This is a genomic window from Mycobacterium sp. SMC-13, assembly GCF_045311035.1.
Lineage (GTDB): Bacteria > Actinomycetota > Actinomycetes > Mycobacteriales > Mycobacteriaceae > Mycobacterium.
Window position 1 is genome coordinate 336,103 of the sequence record NZ_JBJIAI010000002.1, and the last position, 14,511, is coordinate 350,613.

The window sequence follows — 14,511 nt, forward strand, 5'->3', positions numbered from 1 at the left end:
CATGGCAGAAACAGCGGGATTTCTATACTCGGCGATGCTCACGGACAATCAGGTGCCGTTGCACGGCCTGGGCCCACGCACGCGCCTGGGCGGCTTGGATCGCGGTGCGCTGGGCGCTGCCGATGTTGCGGCACAGTCCGTTTCGGCCATGGCACCGTGCGGCGCCGCGGCGGCGATACCCCTGCTCGTTGCCGCGCAGGGCGGTCCGGTGGTGCTGAGCATGGCGATCGCGTTTGCGCTCGCACTCGTCGTGTCGTGGCTGGTCCGGGGATTCGCGCGGCGAGTACCTGCCGCCGGCTCGCTCTATACGTGCGCAGCAGTCGGGGTGGGGCCCCTGTCCGGCTTCGTCACGGCCGGTGCGCTGCTGCTCGGCTACCTCGGTATCGGGATGTTCGCGGTCACCGAGACGTCGGCATTCTGGCTCCGGTTGGTGTCCGCGGTCGGGATGACGGCGCACGGCTGGATGGTCGCCGTTGCGGCCCTGGGGTTCGCGGCACTCAGCGGGGTGGTGCTGGTTCGCGGCATCCGGATCTCGGCCCGGGTCTCGTTGGTGACCGAGACCGTGGCGGTCCTGCTCGTGGTTGCGGTCGCGGTGTGGCTGCTCTGCCACGGTGACGAACGCCGACTGCATGACGCCGTGCTCGCGCACACCCCCGACCTCGGCCGCCTTGCCTCCGGTGTCGCGGTCGCGATGACCGCGTTCGTCGGTTTCGAGAGCGCGACCGTGCTGGCGGTCGAGACGCGGAACCCGCTGCGCACGGTGCCGGCGGCAGTCCGCGGTTCGCTGCTGGTCGGTGGTGCGGTCGTGTTGCTCGCGACCCTGGCCCAAGCCGAAACACTCAGCGGCACAACGCCCAACTCGTGGTTCCAGGCACTGAACGCCGATCCGGGTGGTCGCGCGTTGGTTCCCGCCATGTACCTGGCGGCGGCATTGTCGTTCTTCGCCTGCGCGTTGGCCTCCACGACGGCGGCGGCCCGGGTTCTCTTGTCGCTGGCGCGCGAAGGCGTCTTGCCGGCAGCACTGGGACATACCGATCTGCGCAGCAAGGCGCCGACGGTGGGAATCTGGCTGTGCACCGCGACCGTCTTCGGTGTGCCTTTCGCCGTCAGTGCATTCGGCGCCGATGCGGAAGCCGTGTGCGGCTCACTCGTGGCCGGTGCCGTATGTGGTTTCCTGCTGGCGTATGCCGCGCTGGCCGGTGCGATGCCCGCGATGCTGCGGCGCCTCGGCGAGCCGAGCCGAGTGGCCTGGGTCGTCGGGCCGGCTTGCGCACTGGTACTGACCGCGGTCCTGGCGGGGTTCTGGGGCCTGACCGTGACCGGCCCGCTCTGGGCCGGAGCGGTGACGTCCGCAGTCTGGATGGGGGCGTGGACCGCCATCGGTCTGCGCGTGCGTGCGAGGCGCCCGGACGCGTTCGCGTCGATGGGCGCACACGCCGGGACCGTCCGGTCGTCGGTGTGGCGAGGTTATCTGCGGGGCACATCATGACCCGAGCACTGCGCCCCGACGCCGGGTCGCGTTCGGCGCTCGCCGCGCTGTCCATCATCGAGGAGGTGGCGGCTGCGGGGCCCGGGATCACGGCACTGGAGATCACTCACCGGCTGCGGATGTCACGGTCCTCGGCATACCGATTGCTCGCTGTCCTGGTGGACAGCGAATACCTGGTGCGCACCCCGGATTTGGGCGGGTTCGCCCTCGGCCGGCGGATCGACCGATTGGTCGGCATCCCCTCCACTCCGGCGGACCGGTTACGCGAAGCAGTCGACGCCGTGCGAGCCGAAGCACGATTCGGCATTCATCTGGTCCTGCACCGGTCCACGGGGCGGCCGGCGTTGGAGCTGTTCGACATCGACCCGGATTTTCCACTGTCGGATCCGGCCCGGGTCATCGCTGAACCGGAATGCTCGGCCATCGGACGGATCGTCGCCGCAGACGCCCGCGGTGAACGCCCCGCATTTTCGACCCAGCGCGGGATTCTGGTGCCCGGACATGGCTGCCTGGCTCTCCCGATCCGCAGCGCCGACGACAGTCTCGTCGCCGTCTTGGCAGCCTCGGCGCCCTCGCACCGCGTCGCGGACACCGATACGTTGCTGGCGTTTCTCACGCCCCACGCGCGGGCGGTGGCGCAAGCGTGCACGACGTCGGGTTGACGCCCGCGTTGCGGCACTACGGTTTCGGCGTTGACGCGATCGGCAGGAGGTTTTGCCGCGCGAATTGTTCGACCTGTTCATAGGTCTCCAATGGCGCCAGCACCGCAGGCGTGAGCAGGATCGAATGGGTGATGCGGACGAGGATTTCGGCTCGTGCGAGCAGTTCGGGTTCCGGGACTGCCGCCACGTCAGGGCCACGGAGCACTTCGGCGGTCGCCGCGACGGCCCCGGCCAGCAGCGGTGAGGCTTCGAGGGTCAGTCGAGGCAGCACGGTGTCGGGCTCGATGTCCAGAAGCCGGTTCCAGACCGCGTTCGTGCGCACCGTCTCGATCGTCGTGGCAAAACTGTGGACCACGCGATCCGCGAAATTGTCCGCACGCGCCGCCGCGGCGCGCACCGCTTCGAACAGCTTCTGGGATTCGCGGATGAGCACCGCCGAGACGATCTCGTTCTTCCCGCCGACCCGTCGGTAGATCGTGACACGGCCGAGCCCCGCGCGTTGAGCGATTTCATCGACGGTCGCCCGCCGGATCCCGATCTTGGCGAAGACGTCCAACGCGGCATCGAGGATCTCTTCGACACCCTCATCACGGGCCGTGTCGAGCGCGAAAAGATCGGTGTGCACGCACCTGACCATAGTCGACGCTGCAACATTGAAACAATTGTATGTAGTGTGTTTCACTGTAGCACGAAGGACTCAGAGCCGAGGAAGGCGTGTGATGGCGAGCAGAAAACCGGGACGAGTGGTGCGCGAGTACAACGACGAGGCACTGGCGATCAACGCCCGCCGCGTCCACTTCGATTGGTCCGGCGTCCCGTTGGAGTACATCCCGGGCGAGGCCTATGCCACTCATTTCTGGAACGTGATGCACCTGGTTCTGCCTGAAGGCGAGCGGGCCATGGCCGACGTCTTCAGTCAGGCCCTGCCATACATCGACGACGAGCGCCTCAAAGAGGAAGTCATCGGATTCGTCGGACAGGAAGCGACGCACGCGGCGTCGCACGAGGGCTTCCGCAACTACCTGCGCGCACACGGTGTCGACGTCGGTGTGGTCCTGCGTCGCATCGAGTTCGCGGTAGAGAAGATTTTCGGTGACCACGGGATCACCGGCCCCGCGCGCAAGGCGTGGCTGAGCGAGCGCCTCGGGGTCTACGCGGCGGCAGAGCATTTCACCGCCGTCATCGGCGAATGGCTGTTGGACAACGAGGCCTTCGATCGCGCCGGCATCGACCCGACGATGCTCGACTTGCTGCGATGGCACGGCGCTGAAGAACTCGAACATCGCAATGTCGCGTTCGATGCCTACCAGTACGTCGACGGTGGCTATGCCCGCCGTGCGCGCACGGCCCTCATCGCATGTTCGGGCCTTGCGCTGCTCTGGTTTTCGACGGCATCGCATCTGTACCGCAACGACGCGACGGTGCAGCGTCGCCGTCCGTGGCCCCTCGAGTACATCCGCGCCGCCCATCATGGATTGGTGCCGGGGGTGTCCTTCCTGTTCTCGCAGATGTACTACTACCTACGACCGGGTTTTCACCCGTCGACGATGGGCGACATCAGCAAGGCAGTGCAGTACCTGGCGGTATCGCCCGCGGCGCAGGCGGCACACGCATGAACGAGCTACTCGATCAGCCGACATCTGTCGATGAACCGACGCCAGCGCTCAGGGCCATGGCGCAGTTGGCCCGCGGCTATTCGCGGTTGTTCACCGAGAGCCGGATCGCGGACCGCTTGTCACCGGGCCGTCCGGTACGCCGGGCCGGATACGACGCGCGGCTCGAAGTTGTTGCGGCGGAACGCGTAGCCGACGACGTCGTCAGCCTGACCTTGAGCCGGGCCGACCGTTCACCGCTCCCGCGCTGGACGCCGGGCGCGCACATCGACGTGTTCACCCCGGCCGGCCGGCAACGGCACTACTCGCTGGTCGGTGACCAATTCGACCCCCTCCACTATCGAATCGCCGTGCGGCGGATCCCCGACGGCTCGGGTTCGGCCGAGCTGCACCGCGTCCGGGTCGGCGACACGCTGCGCATCCGGGGTCCCCGCAACGCGTTCAGCCTGGCCCCCGCTGACGAGTACGTGTTCATCGCCGGCGGGATCGGCATCACGCCGATCCTGCCGATGGTGCGTGCGGCGGCATCCGGCCCGGTCCCCTGGCGCCTGGTGTACACCGGGCGTTCGCGCGCATCGATGCCCTTCATCGACGAGCTCACCGAGCTCGGGCACGACCGGGTGCTCATCCGGCCCGACGACCATTACGGCACACCGGATCTGGCCGAATTGTGTACGGCCGCTTCATCCCGCGCGGCGTTCTATGTGTGTGGCCCTCCCGCCATGATCGAACGGGCTCGCGATGTCGCCGCCGCGACCGCGCCGGGCCGTACCGCAGAATTCCACAGCGAACGTTTCACCGCCGCACCGATCGTCGACGGCAGAGCGTTCACCGTGCAGCTCACCGAATCTGGGCTCACTGTCGACGTGGCCGCCGACGAGTCGGTCCTCGCTGCGATCCGCCGGGTCAAACCGGACGTGCAGTATTCGTGCCAGCAGGGTTTCTGTGGCGCTTGCCGCGTGCGACTGGTGGATGGCGTTGTCGAGCACCGAGATCGGGTGCTAACGCCCGACCAGCACGGCGACTCGATGATGATCTGCGTTTCCCGCGCCCAGGGTGACTCGATCTCCGTCGCGCTCTAACCAGCCACCGGCACTCAGCAAGGACACACCCATGACCAAACCCACTCCCACACATGTCCATACCGCGATCATCGGTGCCGGCTTCGGCGGGATCGGCGCGGCGATGCGACTCAAGGATTCCGGCGACGACGACTTTCTCGTATTCGAACGAGCCAGCGACATCGGCGGAACATGGCAGGCGAACACCTATCCGGGAGCGCAGTGCGACATCCCGTCGGTGCTGTACTCGTACTCGTTTGCCCCGAACCCGGATTGGACGCGCCTGTATCCGCTCCAGCGAGAACTGAAGGCCTACATCGAAAGATGTGTCGATGACAGCGGCATCCGGTCGCACATTCGGCTGGGGCACGACGTCACCGACGCCTCATGGGACGACCTGGCCCAGGTGTGGCAGATCATCGCAGGTGGCCAACATTTCACCGCCACCGTCGTGGTCCTCGCCACCGGACCATTCAGTGAGCCCTCGATTCCGAATCTTCCGGGCCTCGAAGACTTCTCGGGTCCGGCCTTTCACTCGGCGGGCTGGCGTCATGACGTCGACCTGCGCGGAAAGGCGGTCGGTGTCATCGGCACCGGCGCTTCGGCCGTGCAGTTCATCCCCCGGATTCAGCCTGACGCCGCCGAACTGGTTGTGTTTCAACGAACTCCGACGTGGATCTTGCCCCATCCGGACCGCCCGGTCGGGCCCGCGGTGCGTTCGGTGTTCCGCACGGCCCCGCTCGTCCAGCGCGCAGCCCGTTCGGCGGTCAGCCTCGTCCAGGAAGCGATGGTGCCCGGCCTGGTCCATCTCCCGGCGCTGCTCCAGCCGATGGCGGCCGTCGGCACGTGGCATCTCCGCAGGCAGGTCCGCGACGAGAACCTGCGGGAAAAGCTGACACCGAGGTATGCGTTCGGATGCAAACGACCGACGTTCTCCAACACCTATTACCCCGCGCTGGCCGCGGACAACACCGTCGTGGAAACCGCCGCGATCCGGCGGGTCACCAGAGACGGGATCGAAACCGCCGACGGGCACCACCATCGCCTCGACGCCATTGTTTTCGGAACCGGGTTCAAACTGGCCCATAACGACGGATTCACCCGCATCCACGGCCGAGATGGCCGCAGCCTCGCGGAGGTGTGGGCCGGCGGAGAGATGAAGGCGCACTTGGGCACCGTCATTCCGGGCTTTCCGAATCTGTTCATGATCCTCGGCCCGAACTCGGTGGTGTACACGTCGCAGATCGTGACGATCGAGGCACAGCTCGACTTCGTACTCGACGCCATCGCGCAGATGCAGCGCCGTCAGATCCGCAGTATCGAGGTCTCGAACGAAACCCTCGACAATTTTGTCGCGCACGTCGACCGGCGTCTTGCGCACTCGGTGTGGAACTCCGGTGGTTGTCACAGCTACTACTTGAGTCCGTCTGGCCGCAACTTCACCTTCTGGCCTGGCTTCGTCTTCACATTCCGACGCCAGATGCGCCGAATTCGCCTCGCGGAGTTCGATATCCGTTACGCGGCCGTGCCGCCCGAATCCGACCGCGCCGAGTTGGTGGTCGGACGATGACCGCACGTGCAGCGATGCCCCTTTCCGGTGCAGTGGTTTTCATCACCGGCGCGGCACAGGGCATCGGGTTCGAAGCGGCCTCCCGTTTCGTGGCGGCCGGATCCCGAGTGGTCCTCGTCGACGTCGACGAAGAGAAGCTCGGGAAAGCAAAGGAGCAGCTGGGGATGGACACCATCGGCATCGTCGCCGATGTGCGCGATGCCGCCGCGTTGGCCGCCGCGGCCGAGCAGGCAGTGGACACCTGGGGACGCATCGATGTAGTGGTCGCCAACGCGGGCGTCACACCGCCGCCGGCAACCCTGCGCACCATCGAACCCGATGCGTTCCAACGGGTTATCGACATCAATCTGCTCGGCGCGGTGCACACCGTGCGCGCGACCACCGAGCACATCATCTCCAGTAGCGGACACATTCAGCTCATCGGGTCATGCGCTGCGTTCGCACCGGGCATGGGCGGTGCGGCGTACATGATCAGCAAAGCCGGTGTCGAACAGCTCGGGCGAGCGTTGCGGATCGAGCTCGCCACCCACCAGGTGACGGTCGGAATCTCCTACTTCGGAATCGTCGACACGGCGCTGGCCCGCACCACACTCGATGACGATCCGATGGGCCAACGCATCGGCGAACTGTTGCCCTGGCCATTGAACAAGCGCATCGACGCCGGTCACGCTGCCGCGAGCATTGTCGACGCAGTCGGCCGGCGCCGAGCCAGCAGCACCATGCCGCGCGCATGGATCCCCTATGCCTGGCTTCGTGGTGTCATCAACGTGCTCCTCGACCAGCAACTCGCGGCCAACCAGACGGTGGCCGCCATCATCCGGCAACTGGAGCGCTAAGACGCTGCCTCGCAGCGGAAGCCAGATCACCAACCCGCATCAGTCGAAAGAACCGCCCTCCAGAAAAGAGATCACACGATGGTCACCACCTCCGACGTGCACGGCCTGATCGCGACCGCCACGACATTCGCCCGGCGCCGGCTATCCGTGGCGGGGCGAGCCGATATCCCCGTGCCGGAGGTGCCGTCGCGCGAGCAGGCCGGCGGGCCGCCGCACGGGCCACCGCGGCCGGCCGATGCCGACATTGCGACACAGAATGATTCGTCGCAGTCGAAGGAATCGTTGCGCACCAGAATGGCCGAGTTGTTGGACCGCTCACTGGACCAGAGCACGGGCGAGACGCGGCTGGAGCTCTACGACCGTATCGTCGACCAGCTTGTTGCCGACGAGGCGAGGATTCTCCGTGCACTTTCGGACGGCACCACCTCTCCCCTGGTCAACGTCTATGCGCAGTCTCGGCGGTGGTCCTTGCCTCGAGCCGTCGTGACCAACACCTCGCTGATCGGCCGCACCGCGGGCGTGACGCTGCCGACCATGGTGCCGATCTACGTCGCGAACCTGTTGCGGCTCGGTCTGGTTGAAATCGGACCCCACGCAGACGGATCCGAGCCCGGCTACGAGGTGCTCATGGCCGAACCAAGCGTCAGGCGCGCCATCGCCGATGCGCAGGCGGCGCGGCAGTCCACTCGGGTGGAACGGCTCAGTCTGCGCCTGTCCGACCTGGGACGCGAGCTGTGGACGACAACGACGTGCGACAGTTCCTGGTAAGGCACAAATTCTCGAACTACCTGGGCCACAATGCGTTCCGCCATAGGGCTGACACCGCGTCGATAGTGCGATCGAGGTGGGCGGATTGCGCACCGACACCCGCGGGTGCACTGCCGGCGACCGTCGCGGTGGTCAGGACACGCACCAGAGCAGGGAGGTCGGTCGAGATCGGTTGGGCGCCTTGATGTACCTCGGCCGACACAATCTCCACGATGCGGCGAGTAATCGCGTCCTCCACGGCGGCGACGATCTCGGCGATCTCCGGTTCGTAGCCTGACGATGCGCGACACGAGGCCCACACCGGGTCGTCGGCAGCCAGGGCGGCACGGATACCGGCGATGACCCGTGCGACCAATGCCGGAGTGGACTCCCCCGGTGTCCGCAACGCAAACGACTTATCGAGCATCGCGGCAGTGGTGCGTCCGTGCAGCAGTTCCGCCAGGGCGGAGTATTTGGATTCGAAATAGAAATAGAACGCGGTTCGCGTGACACCGGCCTGCCGAGTGATCGCCTGTACCGAAACGTCCGTAATCGGGTTTCGATCCAGCAATTCGCGTAGCGCTGTCAAGATCGCCGTACGGGCGTGATCACCACGGTTGGTGATCGTCGTTCGGTCACGGCCGGTGGTGCTCGGACTGTCGGTGGCAGTCGGACTCGCCTGGCAGCACGTGCCGTTCGGTTGACGTCGAGTTGCCAACATCACGGCTCTCCTTCTGTCGGGCAAGGTATTTCACTGAACACAGCGGGCACCGGACGACGTGCGTGAGACCTCTCCATCGCCCACGATTGAAACAATCATACGCAATATGTTCTACTGTTTCAGCCTGAGCCGTTGCGGCCGCACCCCCGGTCCGGACCCCGCACGGCACTGCTGCGAGAAGGGTTGTGATGAGCGAAAGTCTGTGCGCGCACTTCCAGCGGCGCGTTGCCGAACTCGGTGACACCGCGGCGATTTGCCGCGCCGACGGCACAGTGGCATTGACCTGGTCGCAGTACGGCGACCAAGTTCGAAGAGTGGCCGCCGGTCTGGCCGCGCTGGGCGTGCGGCGCGGCGATGTGGTGGCGATGATGCTCACCAATCGTCCCGAGTTCCACGTTGTCGACGCGGCGGTGATGCATCTCGGTGCGGTCGGCTTTTCGGTGTACAACACCAGCGCCGCGGCGCAGATCACGTACCTGTTCGACAACGCCCAGCCGGCAGTCGTGGTCAGCGAGGCGCAATATCTGGAGAAGGTGCTCGCTGCCTCGTCAGGAACCGATGTGCGCCACGTCATCTCGCTCGACGAACCGAACCACGGTGTGCTCACCCTCGATGAGGTAGCAGATGGTGGTGCGGAGGATTTCGACTTCGACGCCGTGTGGAAAGCCGTTCAGCGCGACGACATCCTGACCCTCATCTACACCAGCGGGACCACAGGGCACCCCAAAGGCGTAGAGCTGACGCACGGCAACTTGCTGTACCAACTCGAGGTGATCCCCAGTGTGGTGGGCAATCTCAGCCGGGGTCGAGTGCTGTCCTATCTGCCGGATGCACACCTGATCAACCGTTGGATCGGCCAGTACGCGCCGATGTACTTCGGCATCACGGTCACCGATGTCGATGACCCGAAGATGCTGATCGACGTACTGGGCCGCGTGCACCCGACGTTCTTCGTCGCGGTACCGATGCTCTGGTACAAGATTCGGGCTCGCGTCGAGGCACTCATCGCGGAGCAGACCGGACCGGCAGGCGCGCTCGCGCGGTGGGCCCTGGCAGCCGGCAAGAAGAAGGCGGGAGCCACCCTGGTGGGAGGCCGGCTGGGACTGCTCGACGAAGCAGCCGCCGTCGCGGCGGACGTGTTGGTGTTGTCCAAGATTCGCGCGCGCCTCGGAATGGACCAACTGAGCGCGGCCGTGTCGGGCGCTGCCCCCATCGATGTCTCCGTACTCGAGTTCATGCTTGCGATCGGTATTCCCGTGTTGGAGGCATGGGGCATGTCGGAGACCTCCGCGGTAACGACCGTCAATCCCAGAGACCGGCTCAAGCTCGGCACGGTGGGTAAACCAATCCCCGGCACACAAATCAAACTGGCCACCGATGGCGAGATTCTGGTCCGCGGATGTGGGGTGATGCGCGGATACCACCGCGATCCCGGTCGCACCGCGGAAATCCTCGATGTCGACGGCTGGATCCACACAGGCGACATCGGCTCGGTCGACGCCGACGGGTATCTGCGTATCGTCGACCGCAAGAAGGAGTTGATCATCAACTCCGGCGGAAAGAACATGTCCCCCAGCAACATCGAGGGAGCACTGAAAGCAGCCAGCCCGCTGATCGGCGCTGTCGCCGCCATTGGTGACAACCGTCCGCACATCGCCGCGCTGATCACGCTCGACCCCGATGCGGCCGCTGACTTCGCCTCCCGACATGGATTCGCCGGCGCCACCGTCGACGAGATGGTCGACCACGAGGCGACACAGCAGGCGGTGTCCGATGCGGTGGCGTCGGCGAATACCCGGCTATCCCGGGTGGAGCAGATTCGGAGCTGGAAAGTCCTGCCGCAGTACTGGATTCCCGGCGGGGATGAGCTGACGCCGACGCTCAAGCTGCGCCGCGCACCCATCGCCGAAAAATATGCCGCACAGATCGACGCGCTGTACGCGCGTTGAAGGAGAGGAACAAGACAGTGACCCCCGCATCGACGACCGAACTTGCCGACCTGTCCGGTTTGGCCCGCGACTTCTTCGCCAAGGAAGTCGTTCCGCGTCACGAGGAATTCGCCGCCGTCGGCGAGCCCGACCGCGCGTTGTATCGCCGTGCCGGCGACCTGGGGTTGCTATTGATGTCGATCCCGGAGGAATTCAGCGGTGGTGGCGCAACTTTCGCGCACGAGGCGGTGCTGTTCCGGGAGCAGGCCTACGCCGGCGATCTGTCCATGCAGTTGGGTGTCCACACGGGCATCGTCCCGCACTACCTGAACGCCTATGCCACCTCCGCGCAGAAGCTGCGCTGGCTGCCCAAACTCGCTGCCGGTGAATGGATCGGCGCGATCGCCATGACCGAACCCGGTACCGGATCAGATCTGCAGGCCATTTCGACGCGAGCCGTTCGCGTGGGAGACGAGTACGTGATTTCCGGCGCCAAGACGTTCATCTCGAACGGCGCGACGTGCGACCTCATCATCATCGCGGCCAAGACCGATCCGCAGCAGGGTGCGGCCGGGTTGTCGCTGTTCGCCGCCGAAGTTCGCGACGATACTGCGGGATTCCAGCGCGGCCGCAAGCTGAAGAAGATCGGACAGAAAGGGCAGGACACCACCGAACTGTTCTTCGATGAACTTCGTGTCCCCGCGGAGAACCTGCTCGGTGGCGTCGAAGGTCGCGGCTTCGTCCAGCTGATGCAGCAGTTGCCGCAGGAGCGCCTGATCGTGGGCGTCGCCGCCTTGGGCGCGGTCGAAGCCGCATACGACCACACGTTGGCGTACGTCAAGGAGCGCCACGTGTTCGGGAAACCCCTCTTCGCCCTGCAGAACACCCGTTTCGAACTGGCGGAGATCGCCACCGTGATCGACGTCATGCGCACGTTCGTCGACGACGCGATTCAACGTCACGTCCGCGGCGACCTCGACGTCAAACGCGCCGCGCAGGTCAAACTCTGGTGCTCCGAACAACAGACACAAGTCGTCGATCGCTGCCTGCAACTACATGGCGGTTACGGGTACATGGAGGAATACCCCATCTCCCGCCTGTTCGTCGACAGTCGGATCTCGCGGATTTATGCCGGTGCCAACGAAGTCATGAAGGACCTCATCGCGCGCCACCTCTAGCCCGGATGATTCGGCCGTCCTGATCGGGCTTGGTGTGCAACCCTCTACCCGTGCAATTGGGTAGGTTCGGCCAAGCGGGGAGCTATTGATGGGTGGCCAGACACCGGCGACGCCCGCACCTCAACGCGGTGGCGCCGAACACGACATCCAATTCGGGGTGCTGGGTCCGCTGGAGGTGACCATCGCGTCGAGGCCGATTCAGGTCGGGACGCCGAAACAGCGCGCGGTACTTGCCATGTTGGTGGCGAACGCCAACCGCGCCGTCAGTGCCACTGACTTGATCACCGCAATCTGGGAAGACGAACCGCCGGCCGCCGCTCGCATCTCCGTGAGTGCGTACGTGTCGAATCTGCGCCGCATCCTCACCGAGGCGGGCGTCGATGCCCATGCCGTGGTGTCCACCGCACCCCATGGCTACCGACTCGAAATCACCCCAGAACAAAGCGATCTGGCCCGGTTTGCCACCGAACAGCAAGCCGGGATCGACGCCGTGGCCGCCGGACGCTTCGAGGCGGCCAGTGCTCACCTCACCGCTGCGCTGCGCCAGTGGCGCGGCCCCGTCCTCGACGACCTGCGCGACTTCGCCTTCACGGAGGCGCTGCGCAACGCGTTAGCCGAGGACAAAATCGTTGCGCAGACCGCACGCGCCCACGCCGAGATCGCTTGTGGCCGAGCCCATACCGTCGTTCGTGAGCTCGAAACCCTGGTCGGCGAACATCCCTACCGCGAACCGCTCTGGGCGCAACTGATCACGGCGTACTACCTCACCGACCGCCAATCCGACGCACTCGATACCTATCACCGGCTCAAGACAACGTTGTCCGATGACCTCGGCATCGACCCCGCGCCGGCACTGCGCACCCTGTACGAACAAATCCTGCGCCAGGAACCGCTCGACGTACAGCGCAATGCCCAGGCTGCGGCCCAGACGATCATCGCCTTCGAACCCGATGTGACGACCCTGATCGACCCTGTCACCGCGGCCCTGCGCGACGTGCACGATCACCTTCATCGACTCAAGGGGGCGGCCACCCGCATCGGACGCAACCCCGACAACGACCTTGTCGTGGCCGACGACAAGGTCAGCCGGCACCACGCCGTCATCAACAACACCGGCTCCACCCACATCATCACCGACCTCGGGTCTGCCAACGGCGTCCATGTCAACGGCGAGCGCATCCGCGCCACGGCTGAACTCCACGACGGCGACACCATTCGAGTGGGTGGTCAGGTGTTCGTCTTCCAGACCTACCCGCCGGCTACAGCGCGGGACGGTGACCGGGACTGACCCGAGCTCAGCCGCCGTACTGCGGCTTGAGCTGACCCGCCAACGACGCCAGCGGCACATTGGCGACGACGGTCCCACCGTCCATCGACCAGCTGAAACGATCTCGTGGACTTGGGCTTTCACGGGACATCGGCTGGTCCGGCATGTAGAGACGCAGTGAATCACCGGTCAGCGCGAACGCCCGGTAGTTGCCCGAGTAACCCGGACCGTCGCCGTCGGGCTGGAACTCCTCCACGGTGAACGGATAGGTGCCCGGTGCGTGCGGCGGCGCGGCGGCGTCGAGCACCGGCGGCAGGATCGGTGCGGCGGCAGCCGAAACCGCCTGATTGGCATTGACTCCCGCCCGGAACAAATCGGGCAGGTACAGCCGGCGGCCGGCATTCATGTCGAAGAGGAAGGACCGGTAGGCGTTGTTGGACTGGATGCCGAAAGGCTCGAACGTCTCGTGGACGACCACCGACTGCAGGCCCCCGGGCCCGGGAATGATCTCGTAGTCGGCACGCGCACTGCTGTCCCGCGGCGTGGTGTTGCCGGTGGCACGCCAGCCGTTGAACAGCCGCGTGTAGTAGTCACGCAATACCGGCCCGGCGGTCGGGTTGTCGATCAGTTCGGCCGGAACCCGCAGGGACAGCAGCATTTCGGCTTCTCGCTGAGATTTGACGACGGCGGTGCAGGCACCGCCGTCCCAGACCGCGCCGAGTTGCGAGCAGAAACTATCGATGGCCGCGTGGGCGACGGGCGCGCCAGTCAAACACGTCGTGGCGACCACCGTTGCACCCACGGCAGCCAGGGCCGCCCGGACTCTACTTGCCACGTTTACCGTCCGCTCCGGCGAGCAGCACCTCGGCCGCCAGCCACCTGTCTCCCACCTTGCGCATCGTCATCGACACGCTGACGTAATCGGTCCGCTTCTCTTTGACCCCGGCACTGGTGACGTCCTGCTTCACCGACAGCAGCACGTCGACGTCATCGCCCCGCACGTCCTTGACCGCAGAGTCCTCGACCACACCCGTCGTGCTGACCTTGTTGTCGATCAACATCTTTCGCATGGTCGCCGCGGCCTTGCTGTAGGCATCCTTGAACTCACCCGTCGCCCCACCCAGGACATCGGCGAAATTCTTGTCGATCGTGTTCTGGTCGGTGGTGGTCAGCGTGACGGCGTATGCGCGCGCTGCTGTGAGAGCTTCTGCTGCCTCGGCGTCACGCTGATGCTGGGCGTATACCAATGCCCACGCGGTGCCCGCCGCGGCCGACAGCGCGATGATCACGACGGCCACGGCCCAGCAGAGGCTGCGCCGGACGGCATACGTCTTCGGGGCCTTGGGCTCGGCGGCCTCCGCCGGCGTGGGTGACTCGGCCTCGAGGGCCTCGTCCACGTCGACGTCGGTGATGTCGGTCTCCTTGTCGGTCACAGGATT

Annotated in this window: 14 protein-coding genes; 10 read left to right on the plus strand and 4 right to left on the minus strand. The window is 65.7% G+C overall.

The genetic code is table 11. From position 1 onward, the window contains the following. Positions 1-34 precede the first annotated feature (34 nt). Both ACJH6I_RS04835 and ACJH6I_RS04840 read left to right on the plus strand, forming a co-directional pair. On the plus strand, positions 35-1,489 hold the full coding sequence (locus tag ACJH6I_RS04835) for an APC family permease (RefSeq protein WP_212806497.1): 1,455 nt from the start codon (positions 35-37) through the stop codon (positions 1,487-1,489). After that, positions 1,486-2,151, plus strand: a complete 666-nt coding sequence (locus tag ACJH6I_RS04840; RefSeq protein ID WP_212806498.1) for a helix-turn-helix domain-containing protein — start codon at positions 1,486-1,488, stop codon at positions 2,149-2,151. Before ACJH6I_RS04835 ends, ACJH6I_RS04840 begins: the two co-directional genes overlap by 4 nt. A gap of 16 nt (positions 2,152-2,167) precedes the next feature. Here the strand turns inward: ACJH6I_RS04840 and ACJH6I_RS04845 are convergent, their stop codons facing one another. After that, positions 2,168-2,788, minus strand: coding sequence for a TetR/AcrR family transcriptional regulator (locus tag ACJH6I_RS04845; protein WP_256445382.1), 621 nt, complete (start codon positions 2,786-2,788; stop codon positions 2,168-2,170). Positions 2,789-2,870: 82 nt separating this feature from the next. Between ACJH6I_RS04845 and ACJH6I_RS04850 the strand changes: the two genes are divergently transcribed. From ACJH6I_RS04850 to ACJH6I_RS04870, 5 genes are all read left to right on the plus strand, one after another. Next, complete coding sequence (locus ACJH6I_RS04850; RefSeq protein WP_212806500.1) at positions 2,871-3,767, plus strand: metal-dependent hydrolase; 897 nt, start codon at positions 2,871-2,873, stop codon at positions 3,765-3,767. Beyond that, the gene (locus ACJH6I_RS04855; protein WP_244872820.1) at positions 3,764-4,846 is read left to right on the plus strand and encodes a PDR/VanB family oxidoreductase; all 1,083 of its coding nucleotides are present in this window, start codon (positions 3,764-3,766) and stop codon (positions 4,844-4,846) included. The genes ACJH6I_RS04850 and ACJH6I_RS04855 overlap by 4 nt, the downstream gene beginning before the upstream one ends. A 31-nt stretch (positions 4,847-4,877) precedes the next feature. Next, positions 4,878-6,395 (plus strand): NAD(P)/FAD-dependent oxidoreductase, encoded by a 1,518-nt coding sequence (locus ACJH6I_RS04860; protein WP_318984168.1) that lies wholly within the window; start codon positions 4,878-4,880, stop codon positions 6,393-6,395. Beyond that, positions 6,392-7,231, plus strand: a complete 840-nt coding sequence (locus ACJH6I_RS04865; protein ID WP_318984167.1) for a short-chain dehydrogenase/reductase — start codon at positions 6,392-6,394, stop codon at positions 7,229-7,231. Before ACJH6I_RS04860 ends, ACJH6I_RS04865 begins: the two co-directional genes overlap by 4 nt. 78 nt (positions 7,232-7,309) lie before the next feature. Continuing rightward, positions 7,310-7,999, plus strand: a complete 690-nt coding sequence (locus ACJH6I_RS04870; RefSeq protein WP_318984166.1) for an Abi-alpha family protein — start codon at positions 7,310-7,312, stop codon at positions 7,997-7,999. Positions 8,000-8,015: 16 nt separating this feature from the next. Here ACJH6I_RS04870 and ACJH6I_RS04875 read toward each other — a convergent pair whose 3' ends face one another. After that, positions 8,016-8,699, minus strand: a complete 684-nt coding sequence (locus tag ACJH6I_RS04875) for a TetR/AcrR family transcriptional regulator (RefSeq protein WP_406783814.1) — start codon at positions 8,697-8,699, stop codon at positions 8,016-8,018. Positions 8,700-8,887: 188 nt separating this feature from the next. Here ACJH6I_RS04875 and ACJH6I_RS04880 point away from each other — a divergent pair, with 188 nt between their 5' ends. The 3 genes from ACJH6I_RS04880 to ACJH6I_RS04890 all read left to right on the plus strand — a co-directional run bounded on the left by ACJH6I_RS04880 (position 8,888) and on the right by ACJH6I_RS04890 (position 13,093). Then, a complete protein-coding gene (locus ACJH6I_RS04880) occupies positions 8,888-10,648 on the plus strand; it encodes a long-chain fatty acid--CoA ligase (protein WP_318984164.1) in 1,761 nt (586 codons plus the stop codon). 17 nt (positions 10,649-10,665) lie between these two features. Beyond that, complete coding sequence (locus ACJH6I_RS04885) at positions 10,666-11,805, plus strand: acyl-CoA dehydrogenase family protein (RefSeq protein ID WP_318984163.1); 1,140 nt, start codon at positions 10,666-10,668, stop codon at positions 11,803-11,805. Positions 11,806-11,893: 88 nt separating this feature from the next. Next, entirely contained in the window at positions 11,894-13,093 is a 1,200-nt protein-coding gene (locus tag ACJH6I_RS04890) for a BTAD domain-containing putative transcriptional regulator (RefSeq protein WP_212806506.1), read from the plus strand. Positions 13,094-13,100: 7 nt separating this feature from the next. Here the strand turns inward: ACJH6I_RS04890 and ACJH6I_RS04895 are convergent, their stop codons facing one another. Beyond that, the gene (locus ACJH6I_RS04895; RefSeq protein ID WP_244872819.1) at positions 13,101-13,907 is read right to left on the minus strand and encodes a hypothetical protein; all 807 of its coding nucleotides are present in this window, start codon (positions 13,905-13,907) and stop codon (positions 13,101-13,103) included. Continuing rightward, positions 13,897-14,505, minus strand: a complete 609-nt coding sequence (locus tag ACJH6I_RS04900) for an Mce protein (protein WP_212806507.1) — start codon at positions 14,503-14,505, stop codon at positions 13,897-13,899. The genes ACJH6I_RS04895 and ACJH6I_RS04900 overlap by 11 nt, the downstream gene beginning before the upstream one ends. Positions 14,506-14,511: the final 6 nt, after the last annotated feature.

Bases quoted from the DNA above. Each gene is read 5' to 3' on its own strand.
- ACJH6I_RS04835 (WP_212806497.1), top strand. From the start codon at position 35: ATGCTCACGGACAATCAGGTGCCGTTGCACGGCCTGGGCCCACGCACG.
- ACJH6I_RS04870 (WP_318984166.1), top strand. From the start codon at position 7,310: ATGGTCACCACCTCCGACGTGCACGGCCTGATCGCGACCGCCACGACA.
- ACJH6I_RS04890 (WP_212806506.1), top strand. From the start codon at position 11,894: ATGGGTGGCCAGACACCGGCGACGCCCGCACCTCAACGCGGTGGCGCC.
- ACJH6I_RS04845 (WP_256445382.1), bottom strand. From the start codon at position 2,788: ATGGTCAGGTGCGTGCACACCGATCTTTTCGCGCTCGACACGGCCCGT.
- ACJH6I_RS04875 (WP_406783814.1), bottom strand. From the start codon at position 8,699: ATGTTGGCAACTCGACGTCAACCGAACGGCACGTGCTGCCAGGCGAGT.
- ACJH6I_RS04880 (WP_318984164.1), top strand. From the start codon at position 8,888: ATGAGCGAAAGTCTGTGCGCGCACTTCCAGCGGCGCGTTGCCGAACTC.
- ACJH6I_RS04855 (WP_244872820.1), top strand. From the start codon at position 3,764: ATGAACGAGCTACTCGATCAGCCGACATCTGTCGATGAACCGACGCCA.
- ACJH6I_RS04850 (WP_212806500.1), top strand. From the start codon at position 2,871: ATGGCGAGCAGAAAACCGGGACGAGTGGTGCGCGAGTACAACGACGAG.
- ACJH6I_RS04840 (WP_212806498.1), top strand. From the start codon at position 1,486: ATGACCCGAGCACTGCGCCCCGACGCCGGGTCGCGTTCGGCGCTCGCC.
- ACJH6I_RS04865 (WP_318984167.1), top strand. From the start codon at position 6,392: ATGACCGCACGTGCAGCGATGCCCCTTTCCGGTGCAGTGGTTTTCATC.
- ACJH6I_RS04860 (WP_318984168.1), top strand. From the start codon at position 4,878: ATGACCAAACCCACTCCCACACATGTCCATACCGCGATCATCGGTGCC.